We start from the raw sequence: 17,666 nt of genomic DNA on the forward strand, positions 1-17,666 counted from the left end.
AAAACTTTTATTTTTTTGCAAATATATAATCTTTAAATTGCTTTGGTGTCCTGTATATAAAAATAATTTAATAACAAGTGTTAACATCTATAATATGATGCTAATTATTTAGGAAAATCAGTAGTGCTTTTAAAATTTAAAATGCTTAATTTAATTCAAAATCAGCATCTAAAGTATGTATTGAATTTCCACCAACAAAAACCTTAAAGTCTCCTGATTCAATAATATATTCACCTTGATTATTATAAAATCCAAGCGTTTCTTTATCTAATTTGAAAGTAATTGTTTTAGTTTCTCCTGTTTTAATTTCAACTAACTCAAAACCTTTAAGTTCTCTAACTGGTCTTGTAACACTTCCAACCAAATCTCTTATATACAATTGTACAACTTCTTTCCCATCATAAGCTCCAGTATTTTTAACATCCACAGATACTGTTACATCATCTCCAATTTTGAATTGTTTTCCATTTAATTTAAGATTACTATACTTAAAAGTGGTATAGCTTAATCCATGGCCAAATGAGTAAAGTGGTGTGTTTTCAGAATCTATATAATGTGACCAAAATACATTACCTTCTTTATTTGTTGGTCTTCCTGTATTTTTATAATTATAATAAATTGGTACTTGTCCAACTCGTCTTGGAAATGTCATAGGTAATTTTCCACTAGGATTATAATCACCATACAAAACCTGGGCTACTGCATTTCCAGTTTGTGTTCCTAATTGCCACGCTTCTACTATTGCTGGAATATGTTTGTCTGCCCAAGTAATAGCCAATGGTCTTCCGTTGTTTAAAACTAATACGATATTAGTATTGACTTTGTAAACAGCTTCTAATAAATCTTGTTGAACACCAGGTAATTGCAAATCAGTTCTACTTCTTGCTTCACCAGATTGAAAACCATGTTCTCCTAAAACCATAACAACTACATCTGCATTTTTAGCTGCTTTGATAGCCTCATCAAATTCACTTTTATCAGTTGTATTTATTTTAACCTCTTTAACAAAAGCTGTTGAACCTACTGATACATCTGCTCCTTTTTTATAAACTAACTCATTCCCTTTGTAACTTTGCATACCTTCTAAAACTGAGACCGCAGTATTGTCATCAGATGCTATACGCCAACTTCCTAGAGGACTATTTTTATCTGCTGCTAAAGCACCGATTAAAGCTATTTTTTGACCTTCTTTTTTTAGAGGTAATACATTATTCTCATTTTTAAGAAGTACAATAGATTTTTTTGCCATATCTAATACGGCATCATGATGCTTAGAATTACCAATCATTTCTTTTTCTCTTGCTTCATCACAATATTTATAAGGATCTTCAAACAATCCAAGTTCAAATTTCACCCTTAGTATACGACTAACAGCATCATCTAACAACGCTTCATCTATAACACCATCTTTAACTAATTGCGCAAGTTCTTCTATATAAACATAACCTTCCATATCCATATCAGAGCCAGCTGTTGCAGCAATTTTTGCAGCTTGCTTTTTATCTTTAGCATGTCCCCAAGAAATCATTTCTCTAATTGAGGCCCAATCAGAAATTACAAAACCATTAAAATTCCATTTCCCTTTTAATATATCGCGTTGTAAATAAGAACTCCCAGTAACAGGCACTCCATCAATCTCATTAAATGAATTCATTAATGTTTTTACATTTGCGTCTACTGCAGCTTTAAAAGGAGGAAATACAATATTATGCAATGTTGATGTTCCAATATCAACAGCATTATATTCTCGACCAGCTTCAGCAAATCCATATCCGGCAAAATGTTTAGCTGTGGCAGCAATTGTACTTACATCAGTTAAATCATCACCTTGAAAACCATTAATACGTGCTATTGCTATTTTGCTTCCTAAATACGGATCTTCTCCAGCACCTTCCATAACTCTACCCCAACGTGCATCTCTTGAAACATCTACCATAGGCGCAAAAGTCCAATTAATACCCGTAGCTGACGCTTCAATTGCAGCTACTCTTGCAGATTGCTCTATAGCCTCCAAATCCCAACTTGCAGATTCAGCTAAAGGGATTGGACTTAGGGTTTTATAACCATGAATCACATCAAAACCAATTATTAAAGGAATTCCTAATCGAGATTCTTCAACTACTATTTTTTGTACTGAGCGCACTTGCTCAACACTTCTTACATTTAACATTGATCCTACCCAACCCTTACGCAAATGTTCATATTTTTTTGCTGCACTACCATTTTTAGGTGACGGTCCTGTAGCATCCCAAAACCCATTGTATTGGTTCATCTGCCCCACCTTTTCTTCAATAGTCATTAGTTTTAACAAAGAATCTATTTTTATTTCTATTTTTTGATTTTTCTGAGCAGTACAAATTTGAAAGGCAAAAAGCGCTAATACTAATGGTATTATATTTTTCATTTGGAATAATTTATTCTCTTAAAGATATTTAAAAAGTCGAAGATAATAAATACAAAAAAAGTCGAAGATAAATCTTCGACTTTTTGTGCGGGCGGGGAGACTCGAACTCCCACACATTGCTGCACTAGATCCTAAGTCTAGCGTGTCTACCAATTCCACCACGCCCGCTAAAGGATTGCAAATATAATCAACATTTTTAAATTGCAAACTTTATAGTATCAAAAAACATTCTTTTTTATACTTTTGAATGCATCCATATAAAAACCTCATGAATAACATTCAATCTTACATAAAAGAACATAAAGACAGATTTCTAAATGAACTTATAGAACTCTTAAAAGTTCCATCTGTAAGCGCAGATCCTGCTTATAAAAATGACGTTCTAAAAACAGCCGAAATTATTAAAAAGAGTCTAGAAAATGCTGGATGTATTACCGTTGAAATATGCAAAACAGATGGCTACCCAATAGTCTATGGCGAAAAAATAATAGATAGCAACCTACCAACTGTTTTGGTTTACGGGCATTATGATGTACAACCTGCAGATCCCTTAGAATTATGGGATTCGCCACCATACGAACCCGTAATTAAAAAAACAGACAAACACCCAGAAGGTGCTATTTTTGCCCGTGGTGCTTGTGATGATAAAGGGCAAATGTATATGCATGTTAAGGCTATGGAATTTATGACGGCTACCAATCAACTCCCCTGTAATGTCAAATTCATGATTGAAGGTGAAGAAGAAGTAGGAAGCGCAAATCTAGCAACCTTTGTAAAAAACAACCAAGAGAAACTAAAAAACGATGTTATTTTAATTTCAGACACGGGCATGATTGCTAACGATGTTCCATCCATTACAACAGGACTTAGAGGTTTAAGTTATGTAGAAGTGGAAGTCACTGGTCCCAATCGCGACTTACACTCGGGTCTTTATGGAGGAGCAGTAGCTAACCCAATAAACATACTAACTAAAATGATTGCTTCCCTTCATGATGAAAACAATCATATTACCATTTCTGGGTTTTACGACAACGTTGAAGAACTCTCCAAAGAAGAGCGTGCAGAAATGGCAAAAGCACCTTTTAATTTAGACAACTATAAAACCGCTTTAGATATTGATGCGGTTTACGGAGAAACTGGTTATACAACTAACGAACGCAACTCCATTCGCCCCACTTTAGACGTAAACGGCATCTGGGGAGGTTACATTGGCGAAGGCGCAAAAACCGTAATTGCCAGTAAAGCTTATGCTAAAATTTCTATGCGTTTGGTACCAAATCAAGATTGGGAAAACATTACAAAACTATTCATGACACATTTTGAGAATATCGCACCAAAAGGCACTAAAGTAAAAGTAACTCCTCATCACGGTGGCCAAGGTTACGTTACCCCAATAAACAGCATTGGCTATCAAGCGGCTAGTAAAGCCTATCAAGACACCTTTGGAAAAACTCCAATTCCGCAACGTAGCGGTGGCAGTATCCCAATTGTGGCGCTTTTCGAGCAGGAGTTAAAAAGCAAAACCATTTTAATGGGCTTTGGTCTAGATAGCGATGCTATTCATTCACCAAACGAGCATTTCGGGGTATGGAATTACCTAAAAGGCATCGAAACTATTCCGCTATTTTATAAGTATTTTGCAGAGTTATCTCAGTAAATTTTGGGTGTTACCACAAGGGTCGCGCTTTTCATTATATCTTTTTTTGCCATTTATTAAAGCAAAAAAAGGATGCCATTACAATCGCTAACACAAATTAGCAACACCTATGAAAAACCAACACAGTAACCAACTTTTATTACTTACATTCGCCACTTTACTAATTAGTACTTCTGGTGCTTTGGGTAAATTTATAGACTTGCCAACACCAGTAATAATTTGGTGCAGAAGTACTTTAGGTGCTTTATTCCTTTTTTTATTTTGCTATTTTAAAAAGTTGAGTATTAAAATAAAATCTAAAGAAGATATTCCTAGTATTATTTTAAGTGCTTTGTTATTAGGCACGCATTGGGTTACTTATTTTCACGCTTTAAAACTATCAAATGTAGCCATAGGTATGCTTTCCCTTTTCACTTTTCCAGTAATTACAGCTTTATTAGAACCTTTATTAACAAAATCAAAATTAAACCCTATACACATTTTATTAGCTTTAATGGTACTACTTGGAATCTATATACTTGCTCCAGATCTTAATTTTGAAAGCACATACTTACAAGGAATCCTATTTGGTGTTTTTTCAGCACTATGTTATGCTTTAAGAAACCTTATTTTAAAACGCCATATAAATAAATATGATGGCACAGTGCTTATGACACAACAAGCATTAATAATAAGCATTTGTTTACTTCCTGTAATGTTTAAAATGAATACAACAAATATTCAAACACAAATCCCATATCTAATTTTACTAGGCTTAGTTACTACCGCCATAGGCCATTCTCTTTTTATCAGAAGTCTTAAACATTTCTCTGTTAGTACAGCAAGTATAATTGGGAGTGCACAACCCATCTTTGGAATTATTATTGCTTTTATTTTCTTAAATGAAATTCCAAATTTAAACACCTTTTTTGGAGGTTCTTTAATTATTGCAACTGTAGTTATTGAAAGTATTCGGTCTAAAAAAGTTTAATTTTTCAATTTTATTACCTCTACATTTGTAGAATACATATTTTTATTCTACATTTGTAGAGAACATTCTAATATTGTAGAATATGCAACTATCAAAAACAGAAGAAGAATTAATGAATCATCTTTGGAAGCTTGAAAAAGCTTTTATGAAAGATTTACTGGACGTTTATCCAGAGCCAAAACCTGCAAATACTACCATTGCTACACTACTAAAACGCATGACAGACAAAGGTTTTATAAATTACAAGTTGTTTGGAAAATCAAGACAATATTACCCTTTAGTAAAAAAGAAAGACTATTTCTCTAAGCACGTAAATGGTTTAATTAAAAACTTTTTTAATGATAGTGCTTCACAATTCGCTTCGTTTTTTACAAAAGAAACCAATCTAACTAAAGAAGAGTTGGAAGATTTAAAAGCCTTAATTGATAGTGAAATTAAAAACAAATAACTATGCTTTTGTTCTTATTAAAATCTAGTGCTTGTTTAGCAACTTTTATACTGTTTTATAAACTCTTTTTAGAAAAAACAAGTGTACATACGCTTAAGCGTTTCTACCTAATTATTGCAATTTTAATTTCAATTTGCATACCGTTTATTACGTTTACAGAGTATGTTTTGGTAGAACCAGAAAACATAATCCCTACTTCTGGACATATAAACCAAACTGCATTTGAAGCTACTGAAGTTACAGAACAGAAAAACTATTTATCTGTAATTATTTGGAGTATTTATATCATTGGAGCACTTTTATTTTCTTTTAGATTCTTTAAAAATCTTTATAAAATTATTCATAAAATAAAAACCAACCCGAAGTTTAAAAATGAAAAGTTTATTAACGTTTTATTACATGATTTAATACATCCACATACCTTTTTCAATTACATATTTTTGAACAAAAATAAATATGAGAACAACCTTATCCCAAATGAGGTTCTTTTACATGAACAAGTTCATGCTAAACAAAAGCATGCTCTAGACATATTGTTTATTGAAATACTTCAAATAATTTTTTGGTTTAATCCACTATTACATTTTATAAAAAAAGACATTAAACTTAATCACGAATTTTTAGCAGATCAAGCTGTTATAAAAAATGGAGCTAACACAAAACAGTATCAACAACTATTATTAGCATTCTCATCAAATGCTTCTCACAATCAATTGGCAAATGCCATAAATTATTCATTAATCAAAAAACGATTCACAGTCATGAAAACAAAAACATCAAAAACAAAAATATGGGCAAGAAGTTTAGTGCTCCTCCCATTATTAACCATTCTCATCTACAGTTTTAGTTCTTATAAAAAAGTAGAAAAATACATTGCTTCCGAAACTTCAGATATAAATCATACAGCTAGAAGTATTGATATCGAAGTATTCGAAAATGGTAATTATAAAATAGATGGTATTTCTGCAACTAAAGCAACATTTAAATCAACTATTAATCAATTGCATCAAGATATTACTCCTGAAATACGAAATCGAATAATAAATATTCATGTTAATGACATGAAGGCAGTATCGGATAAAGAAGTATGGTTTATTTATAATGCTGTCATAGATTATGGCTTTCATCGTATTGTTACTTATAACCAAGAAATAATTCGTGAAAAAGGAAATAAACCTTTTGCTATTACAAGTTCGGTTAACCAAAAAGGAGCATCAAAAGAACAAATTGCTGAGTATAATAAATTAGCTAAAAAGTATAATACTCAACCAGAGAACAAGCGTATTATAAAACTAAAAGACGTGAAACGGTTAGAGTATCTATACGGTTTAATGACAGAAAAACAAAAGGAAAATGCGGAACCCTTCCCAAATTGTCCACCACCACCTGAACCTCCACATGTAAAAAAAGGAGAGCCTTCAGATATTCCACCTCCGCCACCACCAGCACCTAAAGTGAAAGAAGGATATCAAGTTCCAGATCCTTCAAAAACTGGATTCATTGAAATAAATGGTAAAGATCATTTTTATTCTGTAAGAGATGGAAAAACTAAATATTACAATCGATGGGGAGTTGAAGTAGATAAAAAAGGTAATAAACTATCAACAAAACAAACGGATGGAAGAAAAGTTGTTAAAGGTCAAAAAATAACAAAAGTTTATAAAGGCAATAAAGTAATTAGCGAATTTAAAAAAACTTGGGATGATGAAGATATAAATCAAATCCCTCCACCACCTGAACCAAAAGCCCCATTAGACTATGTAATTGAGATGGCTAAAAAAGATGCTACATTTTACTATAAAGACAAAAAAATATCATCAGATAAAGCTATAGATCTAATGAAAAATAACAAGAGTCTTAATATATCTTCAAAAACGCACAATGGTGTTCGGGTTGTAAAACTACAAACGGAACCCATAACTATTTCACATTAAACTACCTTTAAGACATCTAAAGACCTATAATCTCATAAATTATAGGTCTTTTTTGTTAAATCATGTAACAAATACTTAGCTTTAACGTTCTAATAGTCAATCAATCAAAAAACAATCAAATCATGTTAAAGCGCTTTTTTATTATCTGCTCTGGAGCGGATACCGATATCTTAGAAGAATGCTCTGTAGGAGAGCAAAACAAATATGCAGGTATTGGAGCTACCGTTTTCTTTACTGCTGTTATGGCTTTTATTGCCGCTAGTTATGCATTATATACCGTTTTTGACAATCTATATACTTCAGCTTTCTTCGGACTTATTTGGGGTTTACTCATTTTTAATTTAGACCGTTATATTGTTTCAACCATTAAAAAAACTGGTAATGTAATTGACGAATTGATTCAAGCTTCTCCTAGAATACTTTTAGCCATTATAATTGCTGTTGTTATTTCAAAACCATTAGAGCTAAAGATTTTTGAAAAAGAGATTAATCAGGTTTTATTGGAAGAAAAAAACGAAATGACTTTGGCTAACAAAACACAAATTGCAGAACAGTTTACACCAAATATAGAAGCTTTAAACAGTGATATCTTAGCCTTACAAGAAGAAATTGACACTAAAGAAACTGAAGTTAACCAACTTTATGATACCTACATTGCTGAAGCCGAAGGAACAGCCGGCACTAAACTTTTAGGTAAAGGACCCGTTTACAAGGAAAAACGTGAAAAGCACGATGCTTTATTAGCTGAATTACAGCAATTAAAAATTGATAACAAAGCTAAAATTCAAGCTATAGAAACAAACATAGTAAAACTTAAAGGCGATTACGACACCCAGATTGAAACAACACAACCTATAATTAATAATTTTGATGGACTAATGGCTCGTGTGAATGCGTTAGGAAAACTTCCTTGGCTACCATCATTCTTTATTTTTATGCTTTTCTTAGCTATTGAAACGTCTCCTATTTTCGCAAAATTATTATCGCCAAAAGGGGCTTATGATTTTAAGTTAGATGACCAAGAAACGGCATTAAAAACCAATGTTCTTCAAAATAAAAATCAACGAGAAGCCATGTTAAAAACAGATTACGCAATTAACGATCGTATTTATGGTGATATTGAAAAAGAGGACGAACTATATAACTACAAGCGCAAAAAAGCGAGGGAACTTATGCAATTGCAAGCAGATGCCTTTTATAAGAAACAGAAAAACATATTATAATTATGCTGCTGCTGTTTCAGTTTTAAAATGATCATATAATTCTTTACAACCAAGACCTATTATAGAAAGTCTTTTATTTTTGGCTAAAGCTTCTTCATGAAGTTTTGCAATAGCATCTACACCATACTTGTCCATGCTTATAATGTCTTGAACACTGATAGTAAGATTGTTTACTCTTTCAAAAATGTTACTGAATTCATTATTAAATAAACTAACACTTTTCTTGTCAAGAGTTCCTTTAACTTTAAAGAAATTGTTACAACTAGTAATTTGAAAATCCATAATTAAGTGATTTTAAATGGTTAAACTATAAACTTGAGGGAGGGTAACCAATTGATTACGAGTTAAAAATATAAAAGTTAAAAGCTTTACACACTATTTTATCGATAAATAGTTTTTTAGTTTAGATTAAAAAAAACTTTCTGTAAATTTCATCGACGAGTAACCTTTCTTAATTATAAGATTTTGTTACATTTACTTTAACTTAATTGACTTTATACTCAAAAATTGGTATAAGTTTTGCGTACAAATGTAAGGATTTAATAAATATCTTTAATAAAATGAAAAAACTAGTACTATTACTTTGCATGGTTTGCTTCTTTAATGGCTTTTCTCAAACTGATGAAGAAGCTGATATAAAAGCCATAAACAAGGTTTTAAAAAAACAAAGAATTGCTTGGTCCAATAACGATTTAGAAGGCTATATGAAAGGCTATTGGAAAAGCGATTCACTTAAATTTTACGGTAGCAACGGTATTACTTATGGTTGGGAGAATACGCTAGAGCGCTACCAAAAAGCTTACCCAACAAAAGATCATACAGGAAAGCTTAGTTTTAGAATTAATGATGTTTCAAAAATAAACGAAGGTGCTTATTTTGTTTTAGGCGAATATCATATTAAACGAGAAGTAGGTAATGCTGATGGAATTTTTATGCTTGTCTTTAAGAAAATTAATGAAGAGTGGAAGATTATTGCTGATACATCAACATAGCCTATGCAACCAATAGTAAGAAAAGCTACTTTAAATGATGTTCCTGTTTTATTAAAGTTTGAACAAGACCTTATTGAAGCAGAACGACCAATGGACATTACCATTAAGAAAGAACAAATAAGTTATTATGATGTTTCTAAATTTATAAAAGATGATGATTCTGAATTATTTGTGGCAGAATTAAATAATGAGATAGTCGCTTCTGGTTATGCTAAAATAAAAGATGACCGACATTATTTAAAGCATGATAAGCAAGGATACTTAGGCTTTATGTTTGTACCTGAACGTCACAGAGGCAATGGCTATAATAAGCTTATTATGGATGCGCTTTTAAAATGGTGCAAATCAAAAAATATACACGAAATTAGACTTGATGTATATGATGAAAACCCTTCTGCAATAAGAGCCTATGAAAAAGTAGGTTTTAAAAAACATTTGATTAATATGAGATTAGATATTGGAGATTTAGATTTTAAATAATTAAAAGACTCTATCTGGATGGTAATTATTTATTTCTAATGACGTTTTTCTATCTGATATTATTTCTGAAACTAATTTACCTGTTGCAGTTCCCATACTCCATCCCATCATAGCATGTCCTGCAGCAATGGTTAAGTTATTACATTTTTTTGATTTCCCAATATATGGTAATCCATCTGGTGACACAGGTCGCAAACCACATGCTGCTTTTTGTTTCTCATTCTCAGTTAATTCAATATTTGGATAATACGCTTTAGTTGCTTGTGCGATAGCATCAACTCTAACTTTATTAATGCTATGATTGATTCCTGCAATTTCCATAGTTCCAGCAAATCGAGTAAAACCATTCATTGGTGTAACAGCAACCTTAGCTTCACATAAAATGGCAGGAACAGAAATTCCTGTTTCCTTTTCAGTATTAATTCGATATCCCTTTCCTGCTTGAAGCAATAACTTAATTCCTAATTTTTTACTAAGGATATTACTCCAAGATCCAGCAGCTAAAACAAATTCATCTGCCATTAAAACTTGCTTATTCGTTTTAATTGATATTATAGATGCATTTGATACTTCTAGATCTAAAACCTTTTCGTTTGCAAAAAAAATAACACCACTAGCTTTTAAATAAGCTTCCATTTCTGTCATAAATTCATGAGGTGTAGTATGATGATCACATTCAAAATAAGCAGCTCCTAAAGCATCTATTTTTACATTTGGGTCTATCACCTTAATTTCATCAGAATTCACTTCTCTAGCCGATAAACCTAAATCCGTGGCTAGTTTAACTACTTTAATTTCTTCTTCAAGTAATTTTTCAGTTTTACATAGCATAAGCAAGCCTTTTTTCTCATAATGAAAACTAAAATTTTCTTGCTCTTTTATATCTGTATATAGCTCTTGACTTAATACAGAAATATCCCTTATTACTGGAGCCACTTTATCCACATGCTTTTGGTTACATGATTTATTAAAAGCTAAAGTCCATTTTAAAAAATCTAAATCTAGACGTGGCTTAATATATAAAGGGCTTGATTTGTTAAACATCCATTTCAAGCCTTTTTTCATAACACCTGGGGCTGATAATGGAATGATATGACTTGGAGACAAATATCCTGCATTTACATAAGATGCCCCTGAATCAAGGTTAGATTGATCAACAATAGTCACTTGATGTCCTTCTTTTTGAAGATAATATGCGGAGCATAAACCTATAATTCCGCCACCAATAACTACAATATTTTTTGACATTTAATTTAATTTAAAAAAAACTACTTCGGAATGATTCTATCTTTCCGAGTTAAATCACCTGAAAACCATGTGCGTAAGGATCATCATCATCTATTGTAATGGTATTGTGCCCATATATTCTTGCCCATCCTTTTATACTTGGAATAACTGCAGGTTTTCCATTTAAAGTTACTTCTTTTTCAACACAGCCAATAAATTTACTCCCAATAAAACTTTCATGAATAAACTCTTCTCCTATCTTAAGTTTTCCTTTTGCATGTAATTGTGCAATTCTAGCCGATGTACCTGTACCACAAGGGCTTCTATCAATAGCTTTGTCACCATAAAAAACGGCATTTCTTCCAGATGATGTTGGGTCAATTGGGTTTCCAGTCCACAACATATGTGTAACGTTTTTAATTGTTGGGTTCTCTGGATGAATAAATGTATTTGGATATTTCTTATTGATTCTATCTCTAACTACTTGAGAGTATTGAACAATTTTTGAAGCTGTAAAATCATGAACACCAGAGAAGTTTTTTTGTGGATCAACAATAGCATAATAGTTTCCGCCATAGGCAACATCAAAAGTAATGTCTCCTAGTTCTGGGCAATCAATCGTTAAATCTTCAGCAGCTAAATAACTTTTAACATTTGTTAGTTTAACCCATTCTACTTTATTATTTGTTTTCCCATATTCAATATGCACTAATCCAGCAGGGGTTTCCATTTTAATTTCCCCTGGAATCTTGGGTTTTACTAATCCTTCTTCTATGACTATTGTGATTGTTCCAATAGTTCCATGTCCGCACATTGGCAAACATCCAGACGTTTCAATAAATAATATAGCAAAGTCGTTTTCAGGATTATGAGGTGGATATAAAATACTTCCACTCATCATATCATGCCCGCGAGGTTCAAACATTAAACCTGTTCTAATCCAATCATAATCTTTCATGAAATGAAGACGCTTTTCATTCATGGTGCTTCCAATTAATTCTGGACCACCTTTTTTGATTACACGCACTGGGTTTCCACAAGTATGTGCATCAATACATTCGAAAGTATATTTAGGCATGCTTTATTCTAACTAAATAATGATGTTATTAAATTTTATTTGTTGTTTCATGGTTATCTACAAACCTTGAAATATTTAATGGGTTTTCATTTTTTAGTTCATCAGGAAGCAATTCATTTGGCCAATTTTGATAACTCAATGGCCTTACCCAACGTTTAATTGAATCTATCCCAACAGCAGTAAATCTAGAGTCTGTAGATGCTGGATATGGTCCACCATGGACCATAGAAGGACACACTTCTACTCCTGTTGGAACACCATTAAAAATTAATCTTCCAACTCTATTTTGTAGTGCTGAAATAATATTATTATAGCTATTTAACTCATTATTTTCAGCTATAATGGTTCCTGTTAATTGCCCTTCTAATTTTGAAATAACTTGCTGTAACTCTTCTGCATTATCGCATGCTACAACTATTGAGTATGGACCAAAAACTTCTTGATGCAAAGTTGTGTTTTCTAAAAACACTTTTCCTTCTACTTGAGTGACTGTTTGTTTTGCATAATTATGTTGGACGTTTTCATCATAATTAGCAACTACTTTTAAACCTGATTGAGAAAGTGCTACTTCCTTATTCTTACTATATGCATTAAGAATATTTGGATGTAACATGCAAGATGGATCTATTTTAATAATCTCATCAGATAAATTTGAAATAAATTCATCTAACTCATCTCCTTTAATTCCTAATAACAAGCCTGGATTTGTACAAAATTGCCCTGTACCTAAAGTTATAGAACCTGCGTATGTTTTGGCGAGAGTTTCATTTCTGTTTTTTAAAGCTTGGGGTAGAATTACAACTGGATTTATACTTCCCATTTCTGCAAAAACTGGAATAGGCTCTTCACGTTGTGATGCTAAATCATATAAGGCACGTCCGCCTTTTATGCTTCCTGTAAAACCAACTGCTTTTACTTGTGGATGTTTAACTAACCACTGACCTACTTCTATACCGCTACTGTTTATGTTTGAAAACACACCTTCTGGCATACCTGTTTTTTTAGCTGCTTTAATAATAGCTGAAGCAACCAACTCTCCAGTTCCTGCATGCATTGGGTGAGATTTTACAATTACAGGACATCCAGCTGCCAAAGCTGCTGCTGTATCACCTCCAGCTGTTGAATATGCCAAGGGAAAATTACTTGCTCCAAAAACAACTACTGGTCCTAAAGCTGTTAGCATTTTACGAATATCTATTTTTGGCATGGGTTCTCTATCTGGTTTAGCAGTATCAATTGTTGCTTCTACCCAAGAACCTTCGGACACTAAATCAGCAAATGTACGGAGTTGAAAAACGGTTCGCCCTCGCTCTCCTTTTGCCCTTCCTTCTGGCAGTCCAGTTTCAGAGCAATACGTTTTAATCAACTCATCGTCTAATGCCAAAATTTCGTCTGCAATGGCATTTAAAAAATCTGCTTTTTTAGCTCCTGATGTAGATTTAAATACTTCAAATGCTTGAGTAGCTAAATTTGCTGCTTGATTTATTTCCTCTTGGGTTGCTTCAGTGAATTCGTGTTCGTTTTCAATATTTAATTGCGGGTTGAACGTCTTATACGTTTTATTTCCTTTTGCCGATAATTGGCTCCCAATACAATTTTTTCCTCTTATCATATTTTATTTATTCGTGCTAATTGCACTTTAATATCAGTTAATTTACAAACAAAACTAGCTATTAATATTTAAAAAGCAAGCCTGGGCAGACCAACCCGTGTTAGGGATTGAAACGGCATCCTTTTTTGCCATTAAAAGCAAAAAAGATATAGTGTAAAGCCCGACCACGACTAAGCGTGGTAACACCCAAATTATTTAAACTAAAACACTAAGGTTTTTATATTCTGGCAATTCTGGTCTTACTGATAAGGCATCTTCAATAATTTTTGTTATTTGCTCACGCTCATTACCTGCTAGGACTAGTCTTGGTGCTCTTACATGCTCTGAACCAATTTTTGTGTAAACGGATGCTAGTTTTATGTACTGGACTAATTTAGTGCTTATATCTAACTCTAGCAATGGCATAAACCACCTGTAAATATTAATTGCTTCTTGTATTCTGCCTGCTTTTTGAAGCTCGTAAATAGCAACTGTTTCAGCAGGAAAAGCATCTACTAAACCTGCTACCCAACCATCTGCACCAATAAGCAAACTTTCTAGCGCTAGGGTATCTACACCACACATAATGGCTAATCTGTCTCCAAAACGGTTTTTAATTCTGGTAATATTTGTAGTATCTCTGGTGGATTCTTTTACAGCTTGAATGTTTGGGCAACTTTTTAAAAGTTCTTCAAACATATCTAAAGTAACTTCAATTTTATAATCTACAGGATTATTGTAAATCATTATTGGTAATGATGTACTGTTTGCAACGGCTTTGAAATAGGCAACTACTTCTTCGTCACTTGCCTTATATCGCATTGGTGGTAACATCATTAGTGCTTTTGCACCATCTTCTTCAGCGGTTTTAGCTAATCCTATTGCCGCTTTAGTTGTTTGTTCTGCTATATTCATTAATACAGGGACTTTGCCTTTAACCAAGGCAACAGTTTCTCTTGTTAGAATTCGTCGTTCTTCGTCTGTTAGGGTACTAGCTTCTCCTAGTGTACCTCCTAACACAATGCCGTGAACTCCTGCATCTAATTGTGCATTAATGTTTTTTCTAAATAATTGTAAATCCAATTCATCATTCTCGGTAAATTGGGTTGTTACAGCTGGCATTACGCCTTTCCATTGAATACTCATAATTTTTAAATTTGATAGTGTAAAATTACACTTGCTAGTCTGTTTTCAAGCATGGTTTTTTAATCATAATACATACTATATTATCCAATAAAGTTATTTAATTTAAATTTTAGAGTATTATTTATGTATTTTTAAGTTTTAATTCAACATTCATGAAAGTTTTACCTTTTAAGATCCCTAAACCTGATGATGATGCTCTTGTTTATCAGGTTGACTTTGGTACTTCTTTTTACGACAAACTTCACCAGCATAAAGAAATTCAAATAAGTTATATTGTTGAAGGTTATGGCACCTTAGTAGTTGGAGACTCAATTAATGATTATACAAAAAATGATGTTATTATAATTGGTGGTAATGTTCCTCATGTTTTTAAAAGTGAACAAAATGATTCATCAAATTTCCACATGATTTCATTGTTCTTTACGCGAGAGTCTTTTGGTTCTCTTTTTTTTGATCTAGAAGAGCTGAAAGAAGTTCTGGTTTTTTTTAAACGTGCTAAACATGGTTTTAAAATTTCAACAAAGCTAAAGCAGATAGAAGTATTATTTCTTGAATTAGAAAAAAGCACAAAGTTGAATCGGTTTTTAATACTTCTCCAGATATTAAAAATAACATCTAAAGCTAATTATAAAAGCTTATCTTCTTTTATTTATGATAAAACCTATTCAGATAACGAAGGGCAAAGGATGCGTAATGTTTTTGATTACACAATGAATAACTTTAAATCTGATATATCATTAACCACAATTTCAAACGTGGCTAATATGACAAAAAATGCTTTTTGTAAATACTTCAAAAAGCGAACTAACAAAACGTACATTCAATTTTTAAATGAATTACGAATAGAATATGCTTGTAAATTATTAGAATCTGACAACGATTTATCTATAGTTGAAATTGCAGAACAAGCTGGTTTCAATAATATGTCTAACTTTAATAGACAATTTAAATCTATTAAACAATGTAACCCTTCTGAGTTTAGGAAATTGAGTTTTTAAAGTTTTTTGACGTAATCTGTAATAATCACAATTTGTTGTGCACCAACTTTTCCTTCAATATATTTTTGATTTTCTCGATCTAAACGAATATTTCTAACCGCAGTACCTTGTTTTGCTACCATACTTGAACCTTTAACTTTTAAATCTTTTACAAGCACAACGTTATCACCATTATCTAGGATGACTCCATTTATATCTCTGTGGATGATTTTTTCGCTTTCGTCTTTATCTTCTCCCGTTGCTCTGGCTAACGCCATAGCATCATCATCTAAATACATCATATCTAGTAAATCTTTTGGCCAACCTTCGTTACGGAGTCTTTGTAATATTCTCCAAGCCATAATTTGAACTGCAACGTGCTCGCTCCACATACTATCATTTAAACAACGCCAGTGATTGGGATTCATTTCTTTATCTCCATTAATTTGGTCTAGACAGGTTTTACAAACCAAAACATCGTTTGCAACGTTTTCATTTAATGATGGCGGAATGGTGTATTGGCTTAAATCTTGTGTAGATATGCACAATTCACAAGAGTTATTACTTCGTTCTTGCAATGTTTGTAAAACGCTCATAGTAGTATTGTTTCTATGCAATATTACACCTAAATTTGGGTTTGAACAAAGTTTGTTTATTAAACAAAAAAGACCGCCCATAGGCGATCTTTTAAATTTAAAACTTGTGATATTATTTTCTTAATTCAGGAACTACTGAATAAACAGCATCACTATGGAAACCTGTAAAGTACTTTTCACCTATTTCGTTCATTTTCTTTTTTGCCTCCTCATCACTCCAATGCGCTTTAAATAATTCTCCGTCTTTTTCAAACATATCATTAATATCATCTATTGAGCTTAAAAATGTAGCTTCAACAAATTGTCTTTTATCTGAGCCATAAGCATGTACCATAGGATAATACGCCTTTATGTATTCGTTTTTATTAGTCACGTTTTCATGGTATTCTTTAAACGTTTTCATAAATTCTTCTTCAGAACCATCTTCTGGATATGCAAAATGACTAACTCTTAAATGAACTATCATATCTTTTGTTGCTTCTATAGATAACGGTTTAGCAAAAGGCATGGTGCCATAAATTTCATCAGAATGCCTAACTTCATAGAAAGCACTTTGCTTTTTAAAAAATGCATCTCGTTTTGCTTTATCTGGCCAGCCAGCTTCAATCAATTCATCAGCTTTTTTTGCAGCTAAATCAATAGCATTCCAGTTTGGGTATGCTTGAACATAGATTAGTTCTGAATTATCAGCAGAAATATTATGCAGATAGAACCCTGCAGCCATAACATACTCATTCTTCATAGTTACTTTGTCCATAAATTCTTTTTCAACTGCTTTCCAATCATCCATGGTAAAGTCATCATTATCCATACTCCAATGCATGGTAGTCATAGTAACATACTCTGGACTTTGAGGTTGTTCTTGAGAAAAAGTAAATTGAACTGATAATAGCAATAGCATCATAGCAATTGCTGAAAATAATTGATTGGTTGTTTTCATAAT

16 protein-coding genes and 1 tRNA gene are annotated in these 17,666 nt (G+C 32.4%); 8 read left to right on the forward strand and 9 right to left on the reverse strand.

Annotation, left to right across the window (positions count from 1 at the left end):
• Positions 1-145: 145 nt before the first annotated feature.
• The gene (gene bglX, locus DIS18_RS02960) at positions 146-2,404 is read right to left on the reverse strand and encodes a beta-glucosidase BglX (RefSeq protein ID WP_109351541.1); all 2,259 of its coding nucleotides are present in this window, start codon (positions 2,402-2,404) and stop codon (positions 146-148) included.
• Positions 2,405-2,490: 86 nt separating this feature from the next.
• Positions 2,491-2,572 (reverse strand) — tRNA-Leu (locus tag DIS18_RS02965).
• Positions 2,573-2,672: 100 nt separating this feature from the next.
• Between DIS18_RS02965 and DIS18_RS02970 the strand changes: the two genes are divergently transcribed.
• The 5 genes from DIS18_RS02970 to DIS18_RS02990 all read left to right on the forward strand — a co-directional run bounded on the left by DIS18_RS02970 (position 2,673) and on the right by DIS18_RS02990 (position 8,636).
• Positions 2,673-4,061 carry a dipeptidase gene (locus DIS18_RS02970; RefSeq protein WP_109351542.1) on the forward strand — a complete coding sequence of 463 codons (1,389 nt, stop codon included), beginning with the start codon at positions 2,673-2,675 and terminating at the stop codon, positions 4,059-4,061.
• A 109-nt stretch (positions 4,062-4,170) separates the two neighbouring features.
• Positions 4,171-5,031, forward strand: coding sequence for a DMT family transporter (locus tag DIS18_RS02975; RefSeq protein ID WP_109351543.1), 861 nt, complete (start codon positions 4,171-4,173; stop codon positions 5,029-5,031).
• 82 nt (positions 5,032-5,113) lie between these two features.
• Positions 5,114-5,479, forward strand: a complete 366-nt coding sequence (locus tag DIS18_RS02980; protein WP_109351544.1) for a BlaI/MecI/CopY family transcriptional regulator — start codon at positions 5,114-5,116, stop codon at positions 5,477-5,479.
• 2 nt (positions 5,480-5,481) lie between these two features.
• Complete coding sequence (locus DIS18_RS02985; RefSeq protein WP_109351545.1) at positions 5,482-7,413, forward strand: M56 family metallopeptidase; 1,932 nt, start codon at positions 5,482-5,484, stop codon at positions 7,411-7,413.
• A gap of 122 nt (positions 7,414-7,535) precedes the next feature.
• A complete protein-coding gene (locus tag DIS18_RS02990) occupies positions 7,536-8,636 on the forward strand; it encodes a DUF4407 domain-containing protein (RefSeq protein ID WP_109351546.1) in 1,101 nt (366 codons plus the stop codon).
• Here the strand turns inward: DIS18_RS02990 and DIS18_RS02995 are convergent, their stop codons facing one another.
• Entirely contained in the window at positions 8,637-8,918 is a 282-nt protein-coding gene (locus DIS18_RS02995; RefSeq protein WP_109351547.1) for an STAS domain-containing protein, read from the reverse strand.
• A 278-nt stretch (positions 8,919-9,196) separates the two neighbouring features.
• Between DIS18_RS02995 and DIS18_RS03000 the strand changes: the two genes are divergently transcribed.
• Positions 9,197-9,628 carry a YybH family protein gene (locus DIS18_RS03000; protein ID WP_109351548.1) on the forward strand — a complete coding sequence of 144 codons (432 nt, stop codon included), beginning with the start codon at positions 9,197-9,199 and terminating at the stop codon, positions 9,626-9,628.
• 3 nt (positions 9,629-9,631) lie between these two features.
• Positions 9,632-10,108, forward strand: coding sequence for a GNAT family N-acetyltransferase (locus tag DIS18_RS03005; RefSeq protein WP_109351549.1), 477 nt, complete (start codon positions 9,632-9,634; stop codon positions 10,106-10,108).
• Here DIS18_RS03005 and DIS18_RS03010 read toward each other — a convergent pair whose 3' ends face one another.
• The 4 genes from DIS18_RS03010 to DIS18_RS03025 form a co-directional block, all read right to left on the reverse strand.
• Entirely contained in the window at positions 10,109-11,356 is a 1,248-nt protein-coding gene (locus tag DIS18_RS03010; protein ID WP_109351550.1) for an NAD(P)/FAD-dependent oxidoreductase, read from the reverse strand.
• A 49-nt stretch (positions 11,357-11,405) separates the two neighbouring features.
• Complete coding sequence (locus tag DIS18_RS03015) at positions 11,406-12,413, reverse strand: 4-hydroxyproline epimerase (protein ID WP_109351551.1); 1,008 nt, start codon at positions 12,411-12,413, stop codon at positions 11,406-11,408.
• 28 nt (positions 12,414-12,441) lie between these two features.
• Positions 12,442-14,025 (reverse strand): aldehyde dehydrogenase (NADP(+)), encoded by a 1,584-nt coding sequence (locus DIS18_RS03020; protein ID WP_109351552.1) that lies wholly within the window; start codon positions 14,023-14,025, stop codon positions 12,442-12,444.
• Positions 14,026-14,220: 195 nt separating this feature from the next.
• Positions 14,221-15,150, reverse strand: coding sequence for a dihydrodipicolinate synthase family protein (locus tag DIS18_RS03025; RefSeq protein ID WP_109351553.1), 930 nt, complete (start codon positions 15,148-15,150; stop codon positions 14,221-14,223).
• A gap of 152 nt (positions 15,151-15,302) precedes the next feature.
• Between DIS18_RS03025 and DIS18_RS03030 the strand changes: the two genes are divergently transcribed.
• On the forward strand, positions 15,303-16,148 hold the full coding sequence (locus DIS18_RS03030) for an AraC family transcriptional regulator (protein WP_109351554.1): 846 nt from the start codon (positions 15,303-15,305) through the stop codon (positions 16,146-16,148).
• On the opposite strand, the gene DIS18_RS03035 is transcribed toward DIS18_RS03030, so the two are convergent.
• Both DIS18_RS03035 and DIS18_RS03040 read right to left on the reverse strand, forming a co-directional pair.
• Positions 16,145-16,723: a PhnA domain-containing protein gene (locus DIS18_RS03035; RefSeq protein ID WP_109352566.1), complete on the reverse strand. Its 579-nt coding sequence runs from the start codon at positions 16,721-16,723 to the stop codon at positions 16,145-16,147. The genes DIS18_RS03030 and DIS18_RS03035 overlap by 4 nt on opposite strands.
• 112 nt (positions 16,724-16,835) lie before the next feature.
• Positions 16,836-17,663: a hypothetical protein gene (locus DIS18_RS03040; protein WP_109351555.1), complete on the reverse strand. Its 828-nt coding sequence runs from the start codon at positions 17,661-17,663 to the stop codon at positions 16,836-16,838.
• Between the last annotated feature and the right edge of the window lie 3 nt (positions 17,664-17,666).

The organism is Algibacter marinivivus (assembly GCF_003143755.1).
GTDB lineage: Bacteria > Bacteroidota > Bacteroidia > Flavobacteriales > Flavobacteriaceae > Algibacter_B > Algibacter_B marinivivus.

Bases quoted from the DNA above. Each gene is read 5' to 3' on its own strand.
- bglX (WP_109351541.1), bottom strand. From the start codon at position 2,404: ATGAAAAATATAATACCATTAGTATTAGCGCTTTTTGCCTTTCAAATT.
- DIS18_RS02970 (WP_109351542.1), top strand. From the start codon at position 2,673: ATGAATAACATTCAATCTTACATAAAAGAACATAAAGACAGATTTCTA.
- DIS18_RS02975 (WP_109351543.1), top strand. From the start codon at position 4,171: ATGAAAAACCAACACAGTAACCAACTTTTATTACTTACATTCGCCACT.
- DIS18_RS02980 (WP_109351544.1), top strand. From the start codon at position 5,114: ATGCAACTATCAAAAACAGAAGAAGAATTAATGAATCATCTTTGGAAG.
- DIS18_RS02985 (WP_109351545.1), top strand. From the start codon at position 5,482: ATGCTTTTGTTCTTATTAAAATCTAGTGCTTGTTTAGCAACTTTTATA.
- DIS18_RS02990 (WP_109351546.1), top strand. From the start codon at position 7,536: ATGTTAAAGCGCTTTTTTATTATCTGCTCTGGAGCGGATACCGATATC.
- DIS18_RS02995 (WP_109351547.1), bottom strand. From the start codon at position 8,918: ATGGATTTTCAAATTACTAGTTGTAACAATTTCTTTAAAGTTAAAGGA.
- DIS18_RS03000 (WP_109351548.1), top strand. From the start codon at position 9,197: ATGAAAAAACTAGTACTATTACTTTGCATGGTTTGCTTCTTTAATGGC.
- DIS18_RS03005 (WP_109351549.1), top strand. From the start codon at position 9,632: ATGCAACCAATAGTAAGAAAAGCTACTTTAAATGATGTTCCTGTTTTA.
- DIS18_RS03010 (WP_109351550.1), bottom strand. From the start codon at position 11,356: ATGTCAAAAAATATTGTAGTTATTGGTGGCGGAATTATAGGTTTATGC.
- DIS18_RS03015 (WP_109351551.1), bottom strand. From the start codon at position 12,413: ATGCCTAAATATACTTTCGAATGTATTGATGCACATACTTGTGGAAAC.
- DIS18_RS03020 (WP_109351552.1), bottom strand. From the start codon at position 14,025: ATGATAAGAGGAAAAAATTGTATTGGGAGCCAATTATCGGCAAAAGGA.
- DIS18_RS03025 (WP_109351553.1), bottom strand. From the start codon at position 15,150: ATGAGTATTCAATGGAAAGGCGTAATGCCAGCTGTAACAACCCAATTT.
- DIS18_RS03030 (WP_109351554.1), top strand. From the start codon at position 15,303: ATGAAAGTTTTACCTTTTAAGATCCCTAAACCTGATGATGATGCTCTT.
- DIS18_RS03035 (WP_109352566.1), bottom strand. From the start codon at position 16,723: ATGAGCGTTTTACAAACATTGCAAGAACGAAGTAATAACTCTTGTGAA.
- DIS18_RS03040 (WP_109351555.1), bottom strand. From the start codon at position 17,663: ATGAAAACAACCAATCAATTATTTTCAGCAATTGCTATGATGCTATTG.